Source organism: Aeromonas sp. R5-1 (assembly GCF_040908265.1).
GTDB lineage: Bacteria > Pseudomonadota > Gammaproteobacteria > Enterobacterales > Aeromonadaceae > Aeromonas > Aeromonas caviae.
Genome location: NZ_JBFODJ010000130.1, coordinates 209,236 through 224,359 on the forward strand (window position 1 = coordinate 209,236; position 15,124 = coordinate 224,359).

Here is a 15,124-nt window from a genome sequence, read left to right on the forward strand (position 1 = left end):
GTTATGGGGGCGCGCCGGCTGGCGCCGTGATGAGGTGATTGAGGAAGAAGCTGAACAACTCGGCCCGGGAGTGCAGGTTCAACTTGGCGTAGAGGTGCTTGCGGTGATTCTTCACCGTGCCGCTGCCGATGCCGAGCGCACCGGCAATGGCCTCGGTATCCAGCCCCTGCAACAGCAATCCCGCCACCTGGCGCTCGCGACGGGTGAGGCTTGCCCCCCCTACGCTGGCGATGGCCTGCTCCACGGTCGCCTTGAGGTCGGTGCCACCCGGTAGCGCCGGGCTCTGGGCCAGCAGGGCGGCCTCCTCCCGCCAGTGCTGGCGGCACAGCGAATGCACCAGCGGAAACAGCGCCTCCAGCCGGGCCAGCTCGTCACGGCTGAGGGAGCTGCGCTTGTCGAGGCGGCCGAGAAACAGCATCAGGGTGAGGCCGCCGCGCACCGGCAGGATCAGCCCCACCTCCTCCTGCCAGCCGGTGGCCTGATAGAAGTGGTGGCGATACTCGGGGTCGAGCCGCCCCCGCGACACCTGCGCCAGGGTCCAGACCCCGGCACCCATCCCCTGTTCCAGCGCCTGCATGAAGGGATCCTGACTGAAGTGGCGGGTGAGGTAGCGGTCGAACAATAGGGCCCGCTGATGATGCAGGTTGTCGTAGAGGTAGACGGGGCGCAGCCCCACCCCGAGCAGCAGGGCACAGTCGAATGCCACCTGTTGCTGGATGAGGCGCACCAGGGCTGCCGGGAAGCCGCTGCCGTGCAGGGCATCGACGGCGGCGGTCAGGCTCAGGGTATCCGTGGCAGGAGACGGGGGCATGGCGATGGGCTCCGGGTCAGGGAATGGCTTCCCCACGATGGCAGGATGCTAGCACGGGAGTGGCAAAACTGTCCCCTGGGGGACATATCTGCCAGCACTGCAAACGGCGAGGATGGCCCTCTTTCTCTTGCTGTTGGAGCCCTCCATGACAAATCCTCACTTGCTCGATGAGCTGACCCAGCGCGGCCTGGTGGCCCAGAATTCCGACCCGGTGGCGCTGGCCGACCATCTTGCCACCCCGCGCACCGTCTACTGCGGCTTCGATCCTACCGCTGGCAGCCTGCACATCGGCCACCTGGTGCCACTGCTGATGCTGCGCCGCTTCCAACTGGCGGGCCACACCCCGGTGGCCCTGGTGGGCGGGGCCACCGGCCTTATCGGCGATCCCAGCTTCAAGGCAAGCGAGCGCACCCTCAACAGCGCCGAGACGGTGCAGGGCTGGGTCGCCAGCCTGTCGGCCCAGATAAGCGCCCTGCTGCCAGCGAGCGACGGGCTGGCGGCGCCGCTGCTGGTCAACAACGCCGACTGGATGGGGCAGATGTCCGCCCTCGATTTTCTGCGGGACATCGGCAAGCACTTCTCGGTCAACGCCATGCTGGCCCGCGAATCGGTGCGCCAGCGCCTGGCCCGTCCGGATCAGGGGATCTCGTTCACCGAGTTCTCCTACGCCCTGCTGCAATCCCAGGACTTCGCCGTGCTCAACCAGCGCCTCGGCTGCACCCTGCAGATCGGCGGCAACGACCAGTGGGGCAACATCACCAGCGGCATGGATCTCACTAGGCGGCTGCATCAGACTCAGGTCCACGGCATGACGCTGCCGCTCATCACCAAGGCCGATGGCACCAAGTTCGGCAAGACCGAGGGGGGCGCTATCTGGCTCGACCCGGCGCTCACCTCCCCTTACGCCTTCTACCAGTTCTGGCTCGGTACCGCAGACGAGGATGTCTACCGCTTCCTGCGCTACTACAGCTTTATGCCGCTGGCCGAGATTGAGACGCTGGAAGCGGAGGATGCGAAGCGGCAGGGGCGCAAGCTGGCCCAGCAGGTGCTGGCGGACGAGCTGACCGAACTGGTACACGGCAAGGGGGCGCTGGCGGCGGCGCAGCGCATCAGCGAATTGTTGTTCAGTGGCGAGGTAGCGCGCCTTGGGGAGAGCGATCTGGCCCAGCTGGCGCAAGATGGCATGCCAAGCAGCCCCATCAAGGGGGAAACGGATCTGGTGACCCTGCTGGTGGAGTGCGGCCTGGCCAACTCGAAGCGGATCGCCCGCGAGCTGCTGGCGGCGGGGGCCGTCAGCGTCAACGGTGCGATCCGCCGGGATGAGCCGCTCACCGCCGACGATCGGCTGTTCGGCCGCTACCTGCTGCTGCGCCGGGGCAAGAAGCAGTACCACCTGGTGATCTGCTCATGAAGGGGTGAGCGCCTCGATGACGTAGTCGAGGAAGTGGCCGACCAGGGCCGACTCGGCCCGGCGCTGGGTATAGAGGGCGTAGAAATGGGCCCCCTTGGGGCGATAGTCCGGCAGCACTTCGCGCACCACCCCCTCGGCCAGCTCGGCCGCCACCAGGTAGCGCGGCAGGCGGGCTATCCCCAGTCCCTGGCGCATCCCCTGGTGAATCGCCTTCTTGCTGCTGAAGGCCAGCTCGCCCGCTACCTCGAGAGGGATCTCGCGCCCCTGGGCAAGCAGGGGCCAGCGCTCGTGGCGGCCGTACTCCTGGCTGCGGGTGATGAGGCTGTGCTGGTGCAGATCCTGCGGTGTGGTGAGGGGCGGGTGGCGGTCCAGGTAGTCGGCGCTGGCGCAGAGCACCAGATCGTCCACCGCGATGGGGCGCGCCAGGTAGGGCTGGGTGCCGAGCTCAGTGCTGCGAAACGCCACGTGCAGGTTGTCGCGCAGCAGGTCGGCCGGGGTATTGCTGAAGTCGGCGATGATCCGCACCTCCGGGTGGTCGGCGCGAAAGCGCAGCAGCACCGGAGTCAGCACCACTTCTCCCCAGAGATCCGGCGCCGTGATGCGCAGCTCCCCGCACAGTGCCGAGCGGCGGCGCTGCAGCCCGTCCAGCAACTGCTCGTGCAGGGCGATCATCTGGTCAGCCTGGCGGTAGGCGAGCTCTCCTGCGTCGGTCAGTTGCACCCGGCGGGTGGTGCGGCTCAGGAGCACGCTGCCGAGGCTCTGCTCCAGGTGGCGCAGATCTTTTGACGCCTTGCTCGGGGTGATGCCCAGGCGGGCCGCCGCCGCGGCGAAGGATCCACAGCGGACGATGGCGACCAGCAGGCGCATCAGGTAGAGAGTGTCGAGCTTGTGGTGACGCATGAGGGGTGGCCTATTGTGTCTTGCTGGGAATGAATGTCTTGCTTGTACGCCTGATTATATCCTGTTGGCCCGGGTTTATAGTGGCCGCCATGCCATTGCGATCCCGGGAGAGGACGATGAACAAGACACTGGGCGACAGCTTCCACTTCGAGCGAGCCGGATTGCGGCTCAAGAACCGGGCCGTGCTGGCCCCTTTGACCCACAACATGAGCGGCGCAGGCGGTGATCCCGGCCAGGCCGAGCTCGACTGGCTGGCGCGCTGCGCCCGTGGCGGCTTCGGCCTGCTCATTGCCGCCGCCACCCAGGTGCGGCCCGGCGGACGCTGCTGGGCGGGGCAGCCTGCCCTGATGACGGACGCCCAGCAGCAGGCCTTCACGGCCCTGGCCGACAGTGCGCGGCAGGCCGGGGCGCTGGCGGTGGTGCAACTGCATCACGGCGGGATGCGGGCTCTGCCAGAGCTGAACGACGGGGCGCCAGTCGGCCCGTGCGCGCTGGCGCCGGGCGGGCGTTACCCCCTCGGGGTCAAGGGGCTGAGCGAGGAGGAGATTCTGACGCTCATTGACGCCTTTGTGAGCGCTGCGGAGCGGGCCCATGGCGCCGGCCTGCACGGGGTCGAGCTGCACGCAGCCCACCACTTCCTGCTCTGCAACTTCCTCAACCCCCTGCACAACCGGCGCACCGACCGCTGGGGTTGCAGCCTCGCCAACCGGGGGCGGATCCTGGTGGAGATAGTGCGCGGCATTCGCGCCCGTCTACCCCGGGGCTTCCTGGTCGGGGTGCGTCTCTCCCCCGAGAGCTATGCCCATATCCAGGGCATCGAACTGGCCCATCAGCTGGCGGTGGCGCGCCTGCTGGCGGACGAGGGGATCGACTACCTGCACTTCTCCATGGGGGACAGCTTCAAGGCGGTGGCGGGGGATCCCGACGGCGGCGCCCTGCTGGAGGCGGTAAGGGTCGGGTTGGCCGGGCGGGTGCCGCTCATGGTGGCGGGCAAGATTAGCGACGCAGATTCGGCGGAGCGGGCTCTGGCCGGCGGCGCCGATCTGGTGGCGGTGGGCACGGCGGCCCTTGGCAATCCGGACTGGATGGAACGGGTGAGCCGCGGCCTGCCTCTGCATGCAGCCCCTTTCACGGCGGCGCACCTCACGGAGGTCGGCTTCACCCCAAGCGCCCTCGACTACCTGGCCAGCATGGGGGTGCTGGCCCCGCGCGATGCGGCCTGAGGGCTTTCATGAACGGTATGCGCTCGGCAGGCTGTTGAGCTGATGTGACAAGGCCCTCATGAAGAGGGCCTTGTGCGTGTCAGGCGCCGAGAGGGAGCAGGTCGGCGTAGTCGTCGAGCGCCGGGAAGTGCTGGAAGGTGAGCGGCGGCATCTGGCTGTCGGGGTGACGGATGCCGAGCTGGTGGGCGATGCCGAACTCGGCCGAGGCGGCCAGGATCCGCTCGCTGTCATCCACGAAGAGGGTGCGGGCCGGGTCGAAGGCCAGCCGCTCGGCCAGTGCCTGCCAGCAGTGCTGGCTCTCCTTCGACCACCCCAGCTCATGGGTACTCACCATCAGATCGAGGTGCTGGGCGAGGCCGAGGCGTGCATCCTTCACTGACAGGCTGGCGGGATGGGCATTGGTGAAGAGCACCACCTGCTTGCCGGCGGCCTTGAGTGCGGCCAGGAAGGGAATGACGTTGGGGCGCCACTGGATCTTCTCCAGGATCTCCTGTTTGAGGGCGCGGATGTCGAGCCCGAGCGTCCGGGTCCAGTAATCCACGCAGTACCAGTCGAGGGTGCCGTTGACCGCATGATAGTGAGTGTCTATCTGCGCCTTCGCCTCGGCCAGCGGCAGGCCGAGTCGCTCGGCGTAGCGCGCCGGCACCAGGGTTTGCCACAGATGGCTGTCAAAATGGAGATCGATCAGGGTGCCATCCATGTCGAGCAACACGGTATCAATCTGGTGCCAGGGCAGGGGAGTCGACATGGGGCCTCGCGATGTCTGTGGTGATGGGAAAAACGGGGCGCATTATAACGGATTTTTCAGACATCTTTCCCCTCTTTGCCCCGTGGTGTTCGGCAGGGGAGTCGTTTACTCTTGAAACACGATTTTTTAACGAGCAGTCAGCCCCCGATGAGCGATCCCCACAAGCGCAATCCCGTCCACCTCAGTGTCGAGACCATGGCCCATGACAAGAGCAAGCCGGAGATCCTCAAGGCCGAGATCGTGGCCGAGAGCCGGCTGTTCAAGGTGGAGTCCCTTCACCTGAAATTCTCCAACGGCGAGGAGCGGGTCTACGAGCGGATGCGCGGCGGCAACCGGGGTGCCGTCATGGTGGTGCCCCTGTTCGATGCCCACACCCTGCTGCTGGTGCGCGAGTACGCGGCGGGCACCCACTCCTACGAGCTGGGTTTCCCCAAGGGATTGATAGACCCCGGTGAAAATGCCTTCGAGGCGGGCAACCGGGAGCTGATGGAGGAGGCGGGCTTCGGGGCGAGCAGCCTGACCCTGCTCAAGCAGGTGTCGCTGGCGCCGGGGTATTTCTCCAGCCGGATGGACATCTTGCTGGCGCGGGATCTCTACCCCGAGCAGCGGGTCGGTGACGAGCCCGAGCCTCTCGAGGTGATCCCCTGGCCCCTCAACCGGATCGACGAGTTGCTGGCACGACCGGACTTCACCGAGTCGCGCAGCATCAGTGCCCTGCTGCTGGCCAGCAAATGGCTGGCGGAGCAGGGAAATTAGCCCGCAGAGGGTCTGTTTGGCAATCAGAGGCAGAGGTAAGCACCATGCAGGAGTTGTTGGCCTGGATACCCGAGGTCAAGGAGATCGCCCGTGAGGCGGGCAGGATCCTTCACGAGATCTATCGCGGCGGTCAGTTCGAACGCCAGTTGAAGGAGGATGCGACCCCGGTCACCAGTGCCGATCTTGCCGCCGATGCCTACCTCAAACAGGCGCTGGCAGCGCTCACTCCCCATGTCCCCGTGCTGACCGAAGAGGCGGCCGACATCCCCTTCAGCCAGCGTGCGAACTGGCGTCAGTACTGGCTGGTGGACCCGCTGGACGGCACTGGTGAGTTCATCGCAGGCAGCGGCGACTTCGCTACCCTGATCGCCCTGGTGCGGGACAATGTCCCGGTGCTCGGGGTCATCTATGCCCCCGAATCCGATCTGCTCTACTGGGCGGTGCGTGGTCACGGCGCCTTCAAGGAGGCGAACGGCGAGAGCCGTCCCATCAGCGCCATCCATCATGAACACGATCAGCCAGACTCCCTGGTGGTGGCCATCAGCCGCCGCCAGAAACTGGAGAACCTGACCCGTCGCCTCAACCCGGCCATCCACTACGAGCTGATCCCGCTCGGCTCCAGCTCCCTCAAGTCCTGCCTGGTGGCGGAAGGCGTGGCGGATTGCTACGTGCGCCTGGGCCCCACCGGGGAGTGGGATACCGCTGCCGCCCAGTGCATCGTGGAGGCGGCAGGGGGGCGCATCCTCAGCCTGGCGCTGCAACCGCTGAGCTACAACGAGACGGAGTCGCTGGAGAACCCGGACTTCATCGTGATGGGGGACCCGGATCTCGCCTGGGGTCGCATTCTGGCCCACTGACGGGTCGACCAGCTCGCAGGGAATGCAATCAGGCGACCACAGGGTCGCCTGATTGCATTGGTGTGATCCACTGGCTGGTTACGGGGATTTCAGGGAGATTCGCTAGTGATGGCGATAACGGCAGTGGATCATCACATCCAATCTGGCTGCACTGGTATAAATTTCAGTTAATTCTGAAAACATGCATTTCATCGAAACAAAAAATCGACGTCGGTTTTAATTTTGGTTTTATATTCCTAACTTTTGGTTAATGTCAGGATTAATTGAATAATTCGGGGTGAAATTTCCTCCCAATCTCACTGGTGGAACAGGGCTTTGCCAGTGAGATCTGCCAGTCTCCATTTTTGAGAATTAAATGCTAAAGGAGCACAATGTTTTTAGATTTTAATACTACGTAAAAGTGATTTATCGATGAGTTTATCTGCAGACGTCTCACGGGAGCTGTCCGGTTCCCCCTCCACCATGGCCAGCACCGGCTGGCGTCGCCACGACACCCACTGGGTCATCAGCCTGTTCGGCACCGCCGTCGGCGCCGGCATTCTGTTCCTGCCCATCAACCTGGGTCTGGGGGGGATCTGGCCCCTCATCATCGTCGCCGTGCTGGCCGGTCCCATGACCTTCCTGGCCCACCGCGGGTTGGCGCGTTTCGTGCTATCGTCGTCGCGCCCCCAGGCCGATTTCACCGAGGTGGCCGAGGAGCACTTCGGCAAGATGGCCGGGCGCCTCATCTCGGCGCTCTATTTCCTCTCCATCTTCCCGATCCTGCTCATCTACGGCGTCGGGCTGACCAACACGGTGGAGAGCTTCATGGTCAACCAGCTCGGCCTGGCCTCCCCGGATCGGGTGATGCTCTCCGGCGTGCTGGTGTTCGCCATGATCGCCGTGATGCTGGCCGGCGAGAAGGCGATGCTGCGGGCCTTCGCCGTCATGGTCTACCCGCTGGCTGCGATCCTGCTGGCCCTCTCCTGCTACCTCATTCCCCAGTGGCAGTGGCCGGAAGTGACCGCCTTTGAAGGCACGAGCTTCCTCAACACCGTCTGGCTGGCGCTGCCGGTCACCGTGTTCGCCTTCAGCCACGCCGCCGCCATCTCGGGCTTTGCCAACGTGCAGCGCCGGGAATACGGGGAGCAGGCCGAAACCAAGAGCGGCCTGATCCTGCGCAACACCACCGTCATGCTGGTGGGCTTCGTGCTCTTCTTCGTCTTCTCCTGCGTGCTGAGCCTCTCCCCGGCTCAGTTGGCCGAGGCCAAGGCCCAGAACGTCTCCGTGCTCTCCTATCTCGCCAACATCACCGACAACCCGGTGATCGTGACCCTGGGGCCGCTCATCGCCTTTATCGCCATCAGCTCCTCCTTCCTCGGCCACTTCCTCGGTGCCCGCGAAAGCCTGAAAAGCCTGATCGCCAAGCCCACCGGCCTGCCGCTGGCGAAGGCGGACAAGCTCGGCATCGCCCTGATGTTCTTCGCCATCTGGGGCGCCGCCATCATCAACCCGGGCATTCTGGGGTTGATGGAGACCCTCTCCGGCCCCGTCATCGCCATGATCCTCTTCATCATGCCGGTGGTGGCCATCTACAAGGTGGAGGCGCTGGCCCGTTTCCGTCACCGTTGGGTCAACGGCTTCATCCTGCTGACCGGTGCCCTGGCGGTCTCGGCCCTGCTGTTCAGCCTGCTGAAATAAGCCAGGCCGTCTGCATCAAACAAGAGAGGCGACCCCGGGGGTCGCCTCTCTTGTTTCTGCTCTCTGGTTGCCTTGCCGTGTCTCACCCCAGCTTGGCGCCGTTCTCCACCGCCTGCTCGGGGATGGCGATCACCACGGCGCCATCCGGGCGATAGAAGCCGGTCAGCAGAAACTCCGACTGGATGGGGCCTATCTGCTTGGGAGGAAAGTTCACCACGGCGACGATCTGGCGGCCCACCAGATCCTCCGGTCGATAGAGGTCGGTGATCTGGGCGCTGCTCTTGCGCACCCCGAGCTCGGGGCCGAAATCCGCCCACACCTTGTAGGCGGGGCGGCGCGCCTCGGGGAAGGGCTCGACCCGCACCAGGGTGCCCACCCTGAGCTCCACCATCTCGAAATCCTGCCAGCTTATGGTCTGCATCTTGGCTCCTCGTTGCTCATACCTTGCATGAGCCTCAGCATGCCTCGAATGCCCGGGGATTGTCTTCGGCAAAGAGCCGACCGATTACGGCAGGCAGCCGTTTTGCCGGCGCCAGAGGGAAGGGGTCAGTCCGGTCTCGGCCAGGAAGCGCTCGGCAAAGGCTCCCTGGTTCTGGTAGCCGCAGCGGCTGGCCACCTCGCCTATGGGCAGGGCGGTCTGGGCCAGCAGGGTGCGGGCCAGCGCCATGCGCCGCATCCTGAGGTAGTGGGAGACGCTCGTGCCCACCTGCTGGCGAAAGGCGTGTTTGAACTGGCTCAGGCCGAGGCAGGCGATGGCGGCGAGTTCCTCGTTGGTGAGGGGGTCTGCGAGGTGGGCTTCCATATGACGCTGCACCTTGGCGATACGAGGGGCTATGCGGGGAGCGACGGCGGGGCCCATGCCGCGTCCCTCGGTCAGCAGCCCGAGCCACACCTGATCCATGCCGGCCACGTGGCGCCCCTCGGCCACCATGCGGTGCAGGAAGGCGAGGTAGTGGCGCTGAGCCTCATCCAGCTCGACGAAGGGGTGGTCCCCCAGGGCTGCCGGCAGCCAGTGGCTCTCCTGCACCAGAAACACGTGCGCCGGGTCGGCGGCGTAGTCGTGGCGAAGGCCAGGGGCGATGATGCAGGCAAAACCGGGGGCGAGGCGACATCCCCGACCCTGCACCTCGATCTCGAGGGGGCCGACGAGTGGGATCACCAGCTGGGCGTGGTCATGACTGTGGCTCTGCATGTCGCTCTGGTAGTGACGCAGGCTGAAGGGGGAGGTGGCAGATAAGCATGACGCGGCACCGGGCCGCGTCATTGAAAGGGATGCATCGTTTGCCATGGGCAGCCGCATTACTCGGCGTCGAAGTCTTCGATCTCTTTGCCAAGGGCTTCCATGATGGCGCGGGCCTCGGCGGGGACGCTGTCCGGATGATCCTTGCGCAGGTCGTCGTCACAGGGCAGCGGCTGGCCGGTGAAGGCGTGCAGGAAGGCTTCGCAGAGCAGCTCGCTGTTGGTCGCATGACGCAGGTTGTTCACCTGGCGACGGGTGCGCTCATCGGTCAACACCTTCAGCACCTTGAGCGGGATCGAGACGGTTATCTTCTTGACCTGTTCGCTCTTCTTGCCGTGCTCTGCATAGGGGCTGACGTAGTCGCCGTTCCACTCTGTACCCATGTTCCACCTGTAGTCGTTTGGCCGTGAGCGCGGATTTTAACCCTTAAGGAATTCAATGGCAATCCAACAGCAAAGCCATTTAGACGTCTAGAAGTGTTGACGGCTTTTTTAAGGTGGCGTAGTGTGGTGCACCATGGGCCGGCAGTCCGGCCAGCGAAAATGAGAGCGGGGCTGGACGACCCACGAGGCGGACCGGCTCCGGCAACCCATCAAGGAGAGTGACATGACCCACAAGGCCACCCTGGCGGTACGGACCGGGATTGAGACAGACACGCAGCACGGTGCCGTGGTGCCCCCCATCTATCTCTCCAGCAACTACACCTTTGCCGACTTTGGCGAGCCCCGTCAATACGACTATGCCCGCTCCGGCAACCCGACCCGCACCAATCTGGCAGACGCCCTGGCGGCCCTGGAAGGGGGGGCCGGCGCCGTGGTGACCGGCACCGGCATGGGGGCCGTTCACCTGGTGACCACGGCTCTGCTCAAGGCGGGGGATCTGCTGATCGCCCCCCACGACTGCTACGGCGGTACCTGGCGCCTGTTCGAGTATCTGGCGGCCAAGGGCCACTACCAGGTGCAGTTCGTGGATCAGGGAGACGAGGGGGCGCTGGCCGCCGCGCTGGCCCAGAAACCCGCACTGGTGTGGGTGGAGACCCCCTCCAACCCGCTGCTGCGGGTGGTGGACATCGCCGCCATCGCCGAGGCCTCCCACGGGGTGGGGGCCCAGGTGGTGGTGGACAACACCTTCCTCTCCCCCTTGCTGCAACAGCCCCTGGCCCTTGGTGCCGACGTGGTGGTCCACTCCACCACCAAGTACATCAACGGCCACTCCGACGTGGTAGGGGGTGTGGCGATCGCCAAGGATCAGGCTCTGGCCGACTCCCTGGTGTGGTGGGCCAACTGCCTGGGGCTCACTTCCGGTGCCTTTGACTCCTACCTCACCCTGCGGGGCCTGCGCACCCTGGCTCCGCGCCTGCGCACCCATCAGGAGAACACGGATCGCATCCTCGCCTTCTTGCAGCAGCAGCCGCTGGTCAAGCGGATCTATCATCCCAGCCTGCCGAGCCATCCAGGCCACGACATTGCGCGCCGTCAACAGTCCGGCTTTGGCACCATGCTAAGTTTTGAGCTCGATTGCAACGAGACGGGGCTGCGCGCCTTCCTCGCGGGGCTGCGCCTCTTCTCGGTGGCGGAGTCCCTCGGCGGGGTGGAGAGTCTGGTGGCCCATCCGGCCAGCATGACCCACAGGGCCATGACCCCTGCGGCCCAGCAGGCGGCGGGTATCAGTGCCCAGTTGCTGCGCCTGTCGGTGGGGATCGAACACGGTGAGGATCTGGTGGCCGATCTGGCCCAGGGGTTTGAACAGGCGCAGTTGGCACAACAGGCAGAGCAGGTGAAGTAATGGAACAACAACAAGGAGAGTGTGTGGTGGCAACAGAGGCAGTCTTCAAGCGGCGCCATGTACACAAGTTCGGCGGCAGCAGCCTGGCGGATCCGGTCTGTTATCGCCGGGTCGCCAGCATCGTCGAGCAACAGGTGGGGGGCAACGAGCTGGTGGTGGTCTCCGCCGCGGGCAAGACCACCAACCGGCTGATCCAGCTGGTGGAGCTGGCCGAGGCGGGGGACGAAGCCGCCGGGGAAGCCATCACCGCCCTGCACGCCTATCAGCAGAGCCTGATCGACGGCCTGCTGGAAGGGGAGCTTCACCTCGATCTGAGCAAGCAACTGACGGACGACATGCAGCTGATCGCCAAGACTCTGGAGGGGCAGTTTGACCGCTTCGAGCGCAACGGCCTGCTCGCCTTTGGCGAGGTGTGGTCCGCCCGCCTGCTGGCTGCCCTGCTCACCAGCCGGGGTGAGGTGGCCGCCTGGCTCGATGCTCGCAGCTTCCTGCGCGCAGAAGACGGCGCCCTTATCAAGGTGGATACCGCCCTCTCCAGCGAGCTGCTCAAGGCCCGCCTGGCCGAGCACGCCGGTCGCATCGTGGTGACCGGCTTCATCGCCGCCGACATGGAGGGGCGTTCCCTGCTGTTGGGACGCAACGGCTCCGACTACAGTGCCAGCCTCCTGGCGGCGCTGGCGGACGGGGAGTCCACCACCATCTGGAGCGACGTGGCCGGGGTCTACAGTGCCGACCCGCGCCGGGTGAAAGAGGCGCGTCTGCTGGAGCGCCTGAGCCTGGCCGAGGCCAACGAGCTGGCGCGCCTGGGCTCCTCGGTGCTGCATTCGCGTACCCTGCAGCCGGTGGCCGACAGCCGTCAGCGCCTCACTCTGCGCTGCAGCTACAATCCGGACGAAGGCTGCACCCACATCCTGCGCCGTGCGCCCCGCTCCGGCGGTGCCCGCATCGTCTCCTCGGTGGATCAGATAGCCCTCATCGAGCTCAAGGTGCTGCCGCAGACTGACTTTGAGCAGACAGTAGCGGCCATCGAGGCCCATCTGGCCCGCCATCGCCTCCATCCGCTCACCCTGCAGCGCCAGCCGGATCGGCGGGTCCTGCGTCTGGCCTACACCCTGGAGGTGGCACAAGGGGCCTTCGAGGTGCTCCGTGACTTCCAGTTGCAGGGCAACTTTACCGGCCTCATCCAGAAGGAGGGGTTCAGCCTGGTCGCCCTAGTGGGGGCCGGCGTCACCGACAATGCCGAGCAGTGCCACCGCTTCTACCAGCTGCTGGCGGATCAGCCTCTGGAGTTCGTGCAGGTGGCCAAAGACGGCCTGAGCCTGGTGGCCGTGCTGCGCCAGATCGTGCTGGAGCCGCTGCTCATCGCTCTGCACAGTGCCCTGTTCAGCCGCCCGACCCGGGTCGGGCTGGTGGTGTTCGGCAAAGGCAATATCGGCGGTCACTGGCTGGGGCTCTATGCCCGCGAGAAGGCGCGCCTCGAGCATGAGCTCAATCTGGCGCTCACCCTCTACGGGGTCTTCGACTCCAAGGGCGGGCTGCTGGACGAAGAGGGGCTGGATCCCCTCAAGGTACAGGACAACTTCCATCCCAAGCCGCTCATCTGGCCGGAGCTGCTCTCCCAGCTGGAGCAGCACAGTTTTGACTCCCTGATCGCGCTCGACATGACCGCCAGCGAGACGGTGAGCCGCTACTACCCGGACTTTGCCCAGCTCGGCATTCACATCATCGCCGCCAACAAGTTTGCCGGTGCCGCCGACAGCGAGTTTTACCAGCGCATCAAGCAGACCTGTCGCGACCACCAGGTGCAGTGGCGCTACAACGCCACCGTGGGGGCCGGGCTGCCCATCCAGTCCAGCATCCAGATGCTGCGCCAGAGCGGTGACCGCATCCAGGGGGTCTCCGGCATCTTCTCCGGCACCCTCTCCTGGCTGTTCCAGCAGTATGACGGCACTCGCCCCTTCTCCGAACTGGTGGACGAGGCGTGGCAGCACGGCCTGACCGAGCCGGATCCCCGGGAGGATCTCTCCGGTCAGGATGTGCGCCGCAAGCTGCTCATCCTGGCGCGGGAGGCGGGCTTCGAGCTCGACTCCGCCGATATCGAGCTGGAGAATCTGGTGCCGGTGGCCCTGCGCAAGGTGACCGCCGATCAGTTCATGGACAGGCTCAAGGAGCTGGATGACCCTATCCAGACCGCCTTCGAGGGGGCGCGCCGGGTCGGCAAGGTGCTGCGTTATGTCGCCCGCTTCGAGCACGACGGCAAGGCCCGCGTCGGGCTGGAGGCGCTGGAGCCCCATCACCCGTTTGCCAACCTCTTGCCCTGCGACAATGTGTTCGCCATCGAGAGCGACAGCTATCGCACCAACCCCCTGGTGATCCAGGGGCCGGGAGCGGGCCGGGAAGTGACGGCCGCCGCCATCCAGTACGATCTGTGGCAGATCTGCGCCAGCCTCTGAGGCTGCGTGACACGATGCAATGAGAAGAGGCGCCCCAGGGCGCCTCTTCTGTTATCGGGTGGCGGTGTTACCAGAACAGCCGGCCCAGGAGGGGGGCGAGCAGCACGGTGGCCATGCCGGCGATCATCATCACCATGCTGGAGACCACCCCCTCCTCGTTGCCCATCTGATAGGCCCTGGCTGTCCCGGCCCCGTGGGCCGAGGCACCAAAGCCCGCGCCTTTGCCGAGGCGGCTGCGGATGGCGAGCACGGTGAGCACGCTTTCTCCCACCGCCATGCCGATGACGCCTGTCAGCACCACGAACAGGGCGGTGAGATCGGCGTTGCCACCCACGGAACGGGTCGCCTCCACCGCGAAGGGGGTGGTGATGGATCTCATGGCCATGCTGCGCTGCAACAGCTCGGAGAGGTTGAGCCAGCGGGCCAGCAGCACTGTGCTGCCCACCGCCATCACCACGGACGCCACGACCCCGACCGAGAGGGAAAGCCAGTGGCGGCGCATCAGCTGGCGATTCTCGTAGACGGGCACCGCGAAGGCGACGGTGGCAGGGCCCAGCAGCCAGAGCAGCCAGTGGGATTCGGCCATGTAGTCCCGGTAGGGAATGTGGAACAACATCACCACGGCCACCAGCAGGGTGGGGGCCAGCAGCAGCGGCATCAGGGGCAGGATGCGCTTTTTGCCATAGAGCCACTTGCTGGCGTAGTAGAAGAGCAGGGTCAGGGCGAAGCAGAGCAGGCCGAGCAGGGTGTCAGACATGGCGGCGACTCCGGCGGGCCAGCTTCAGCTCGAGGCGATAGACCCTGTCCACCACCAGGGCCGTGGTGCCGAGCACCAGCACGGTGCTGACGATGAGGACCACCATGATGCGCCACCCCTCCTGCAGCAGCAGCTCCTGATAGTTGACCACGGCCACCACGGCCGGGACGAAGAAGAGCAGCATCTCCGCCAGCAGCCAGCGGGCCCCGGCACTGAACCACTGGGCCTTGACCACCCCGAGCAGGATGCAGACCAGCAGCAGCAACATGCCGGTGAGATTGGCGGGCAGGGGCAGGTGCAAGGTGCGCACTGCGATGTCGGCCAGCAACCAGATGGCCGCCAGCAGGGCGATTTGGAAGGGGGTTTGCAACCAGCGAAGGCAGAGGGTTTTCATGGCAAGCGTCTTTCTGTGAACCTGCTCACAGTATAGAGAGGGACAAAACCTGCAAAAAATGAATTTAAATTATCAAAATCATGCCAAAGAGGCATGATTTAGCCAGCCA

15 protein-coding genes are annotated in these 15,124 nt (G+C 65.3%); 7 read left to right on the top strand and 8 right to left on the bottom strand.

Annotated elements, in window-relative coordinates; all coding sequences use genetic code 11:
* Position 1: 1 nt before the first annotated feature.
* Positions 2–811 carry a LuxR C-terminal-related transcriptional regulator gene (locus AB5Y64_RS19860; protein WP_368204362.1) on the bottom strand — a complete coding sequence of 270 codons (810 nt, stop codon included), beginning with the start codon at positions 809–811 and terminating at the stop codon, positions 2–4.
* A 145-nt stretch (positions 812–956) separates the two neighbouring features.
* Between AB5Y64_RS19860 and tyrS the strand changes: the two genes are divergently transcribed.
* Positions 957–2,222, top strand: coding sequence for a tyrosine--tRNA ligase (gene tyrS / locus AB5Y64_RS19865; RefSeq protein WP_103261079.1), 1,266 nt, complete (start codon positions 957–959; stop codon positions 2,220–2,222).
* Here tyrS and AB5Y64_RS19870 read toward each other — a convergent pair.
* Positions 2,217–3,122: a LysR family transcriptional regulator gene (locus AB5Y64_RS19870; protein ID WP_239054096.1), complete on the bottom strand. Its 906-nt coding sequence runs from the start codon at positions 3,120–3,122 to the stop codon at positions 2,217–2,219. The genes tyrS and AB5Y64_RS19870 overlap by 6 nt on opposite strands.
* Positions 3,123–3,238: 116 nt before the next feature.
* On the opposite strand from AB5Y64_RS19870, the gene AB5Y64_RS19875 reads away from it, so the two are divergent.
* The gene (locus AB5Y64_RS19875; RefSeq protein ID WP_368204363.1) at positions 3,239–4,345 is read left to right on the top strand and encodes an NADH:flavin oxidoreductase; all 1,107 of its coding nucleotides are present in this window, start codon (positions 3,239–3,241) and stop codon (positions 4,343–4,345) included.
* 79 nt (positions 4,346–4,424) lie between these two features.
* Here the strand turns inward: AB5Y64_RS19875 and yrfG are convergent, their stop codons facing one another.
* Complete coding sequence (yrfG, locus tag AB5Y64_RS19880) at positions 4,425–5,093, bottom strand: GMP/IMP nucleotidase (protein WP_041211711.1); 669 nt, start codon at positions 5,091–5,093, stop codon at positions 4,425–4,427.
* A gap of 147 nt (positions 5,094–5,240) precedes the next feature.
* Here yrfG and nudE point away from each other — a divergent pair, with 147 nt between their 5' ends.
* From nudE to AB5Y64_RS19895, 3 genes are all read left to right on the top strand, one after another.
* Positions 5,241–5,849, top strand: a complete 609-nt coding sequence (nudE, locus tag AB5Y64_RS19885; protein WP_039040577.1) for an ADP compounds hydrolase NudE — start codon at positions 5,241–5,243, stop codon at positions 5,847–5,849.
* Between the two features lie 44 nt (positions 5,850–5,893).
* Positions 5,894–6,706 (top strand): 3'(2'),5'-bisphosphate nucleotidase CysQ, encoded by an 813-nt coding sequence (gene cysQ, locus AB5Y64_RS19890; RefSeq protein ID WP_010675709.1) that lies wholly within the window; start codon positions 5,894–5,896, stop codon positions 6,704–6,706.
* A 411-nt stretch (positions 6,707–7,117) separates the two neighbouring features.
* Positions 7,118–8,386: an aromatic amino acid transport family protein gene (locus AB5Y64_RS19895; RefSeq protein WP_029314815.1), complete on the top strand. Its 1,269-nt coding sequence runs from the start codon at positions 7,118–7,120 to the stop codon at positions 8,384–8,386.
* An 82-nt stretch (positions 8,387–8,468) separates the two neighbouring features.
* On the opposite strand, the gene AB5Y64_RS19900 is transcribed toward AB5Y64_RS19895, so the two are convergent.
* The 3 genes from AB5Y64_RS19900 to metJ all read right to left on the bottom strand — a co-directional run bounded on the left by AB5Y64_RS19900 (position 8,469) and on the right by metJ (position 10,009).
* Positions 8,469–8,807: a tRNA-binding protein gene (locus AB5Y64_RS19900; RefSeq protein ID WP_010675707.1), complete on the bottom strand. Its 339-nt coding sequence runs from the start codon at positions 8,805–8,807 to the stop codon at positions 8,469–8,471.
* A gap of 84 nt (positions 8,808–8,891) precedes the next feature.
* Entirely contained in the window at positions 8,892–9,650 is a 759-nt protein-coding gene (locus AB5Y64_RS19905; protein ID WP_324029485.1) for an AraC family transcriptional regulator, read from the bottom strand.
* A 35-nt stretch (positions 9,651–9,685) separates the two neighbouring features.
* Positions 9,686–10,009, bottom strand: a complete 324-nt coding sequence (gene metJ / locus AB5Y64_RS19910; RefSeq protein WP_005327165.1) for a met regulon transcriptional regulator MetJ — start codon at positions 10,007–10,009, stop codon at positions 9,686–9,688.
* Positions 10,010–10,232: 223 nt separating this feature from the next.
* Between metJ and metB the strand changes: the two genes are divergently transcribed.
* The gene (gene metB, locus AB5Y64_RS19915; RefSeq protein WP_368204365.1) at positions 10,233–11,411 is read left to right on the top strand and encodes a cystathionine gamma-synthase; all 1,179 of its coding nucleotides are present in this window, start codon (positions 10,233–10,235) and stop codon (positions 11,409–11,411) included.
* Entirely contained in the window at positions 11,411–13,864 is a 2,454-nt protein-coding gene (locus tag AB5Y64_RS19920; protein WP_368204367.1) for a bifunctional aspartate kinase/homoserine dehydrogenase II, read from the top strand. Before metB ends, AB5Y64_RS19920 begins: the two co-directional genes overlap by 1 nt.
* 67 nt (positions 13,865–13,931) lie before the next feature.
* Here AB5Y64_RS19920 and AB5Y64_RS19925 read toward each other — a convergent pair whose 3' ends face one another.
* The gene (locus AB5Y64_RS19925) at positions 13,932–14,621 is read right to left on the bottom strand and encodes an LrgB family protein (protein ID WP_010675703.1); all 690 of its coding nucleotides are present in this window, start codon (positions 14,619–14,621) and stop codon (positions 13,932–13,934) included.
* Positions 14,614–15,015, bottom strand: coding sequence for a CidA/LrgA family protein (locus AB5Y64_RS19930; protein WP_039040574.1), 402 nt, complete (start codon positions 15,013–15,015; stop codon positions 14,614–14,616). The genes AB5Y64_RS19925 and AB5Y64_RS19930 overlap by 8 nt, the downstream gene beginning before the upstream one ends.
* Between the last annotated feature and the right edge of the window lie 109 nt (positions 15,016–15,124).

Bases quoted from the DNA above. Each gene is read 5' to 3' on its own strand.
- metJ (WP_005327165.1), bottom strand. From the start codon at position 10,009: ATGGGTACAGAGTGGAACGGCGACTACGTCAGCCCCTATGCAGAGCAC.
- cysQ (WP_010675709.1), top strand. From the start codon at position 5,894: ATGCAGGAGTTGTTGGCCTGGATACCCGAGGTCAAGGAGATCGCCCGT.
- yrfG (WP_041211711.1), bottom strand. From the start codon at position 5,093: ATGTCGACTCCCCTGCCCTGGCACCAGATTGATACCGTGTTGCTCGAC.
- nudE (WP_039040577.1), top strand. From the start codon at position 5,241: ATGAGCGATCCCCACAAGCGCAATCCCGTCCACCTCAGTGTCGAGACC.
- AB5Y64_RS19875 (WP_368204363.1), top strand. From the start codon at position 3,239: ATGAACAAGACACTGGGCGACAGCTTCCACTTCGAGCGAGCCGGATTG.
- AB5Y64_RS19930 (WP_039040574.1), bottom strand. From the start codon at position 15,015: ATGAAAACCCTCTGCCTTCGCTGGTTGCAAACCCCCTTCCAAATCGCC.
- AB5Y64_RS19905 (WP_324029485.1), bottom strand. From the start codon at position 9,650: ATGACGCGGCCCGGTGCCGCGTCATGCTTATCTGCCACCTCCCCCTTC.
- AB5Y64_RS19870 (WP_239054096.1), bottom strand. From the start codon at position 3,122: ATGCGTCACCACAAGCTCGACACTCTCTACCTGATGCGCCTGCTGGTC.
- tyrS (WP_103261079.1), top strand. From the start codon at position 957: ATGACAAATCCTCACTTGCTCGATGAGCTGACCCAGCGCGGCCTGGTG.
- AB5Y64_RS19925 (WP_010675703.1), bottom strand. From the start codon at position 14,621: ATGTCTGACACCCTGCTCGGCCTGCTCTGCTTCGCCCTGACCCTGCTC.
- AB5Y64_RS19900 (WP_010675707.1), bottom strand. From the start codon at position 8,807: ATGCAGACCATAAGCTGGCAGGATTTCGAGATGGTGGAGCTCAGGGTG.
- AB5Y64_RS19860 (WP_368204362.1), bottom strand. From the start codon at position 811: ATGCCCCCGTCTCCTGCCACGGATACCCTGAGCCTGACCGCCGCCGTC.
- AB5Y64_RS19920 (WP_368204367.1), top strand. From the start codon at position 11,411: ATGGAACAACAACAAGGAGAGTGTGTGGTGGCAACAGAGGCAGTCTTC.
- metB (WP_368204365.1), top strand. From the start codon at position 10,233: ATGACCCACAAGGCCACCCTGGCGGTACGGACCGGGATTGAGACAGAC.
- AB5Y64_RS19895 (WP_029314815.1), top strand. From the start codon at position 7,118: ATGAGTTTATCTGCAGACGTCTCACGGGAGCTGTCCGGTTCCCCCTCC.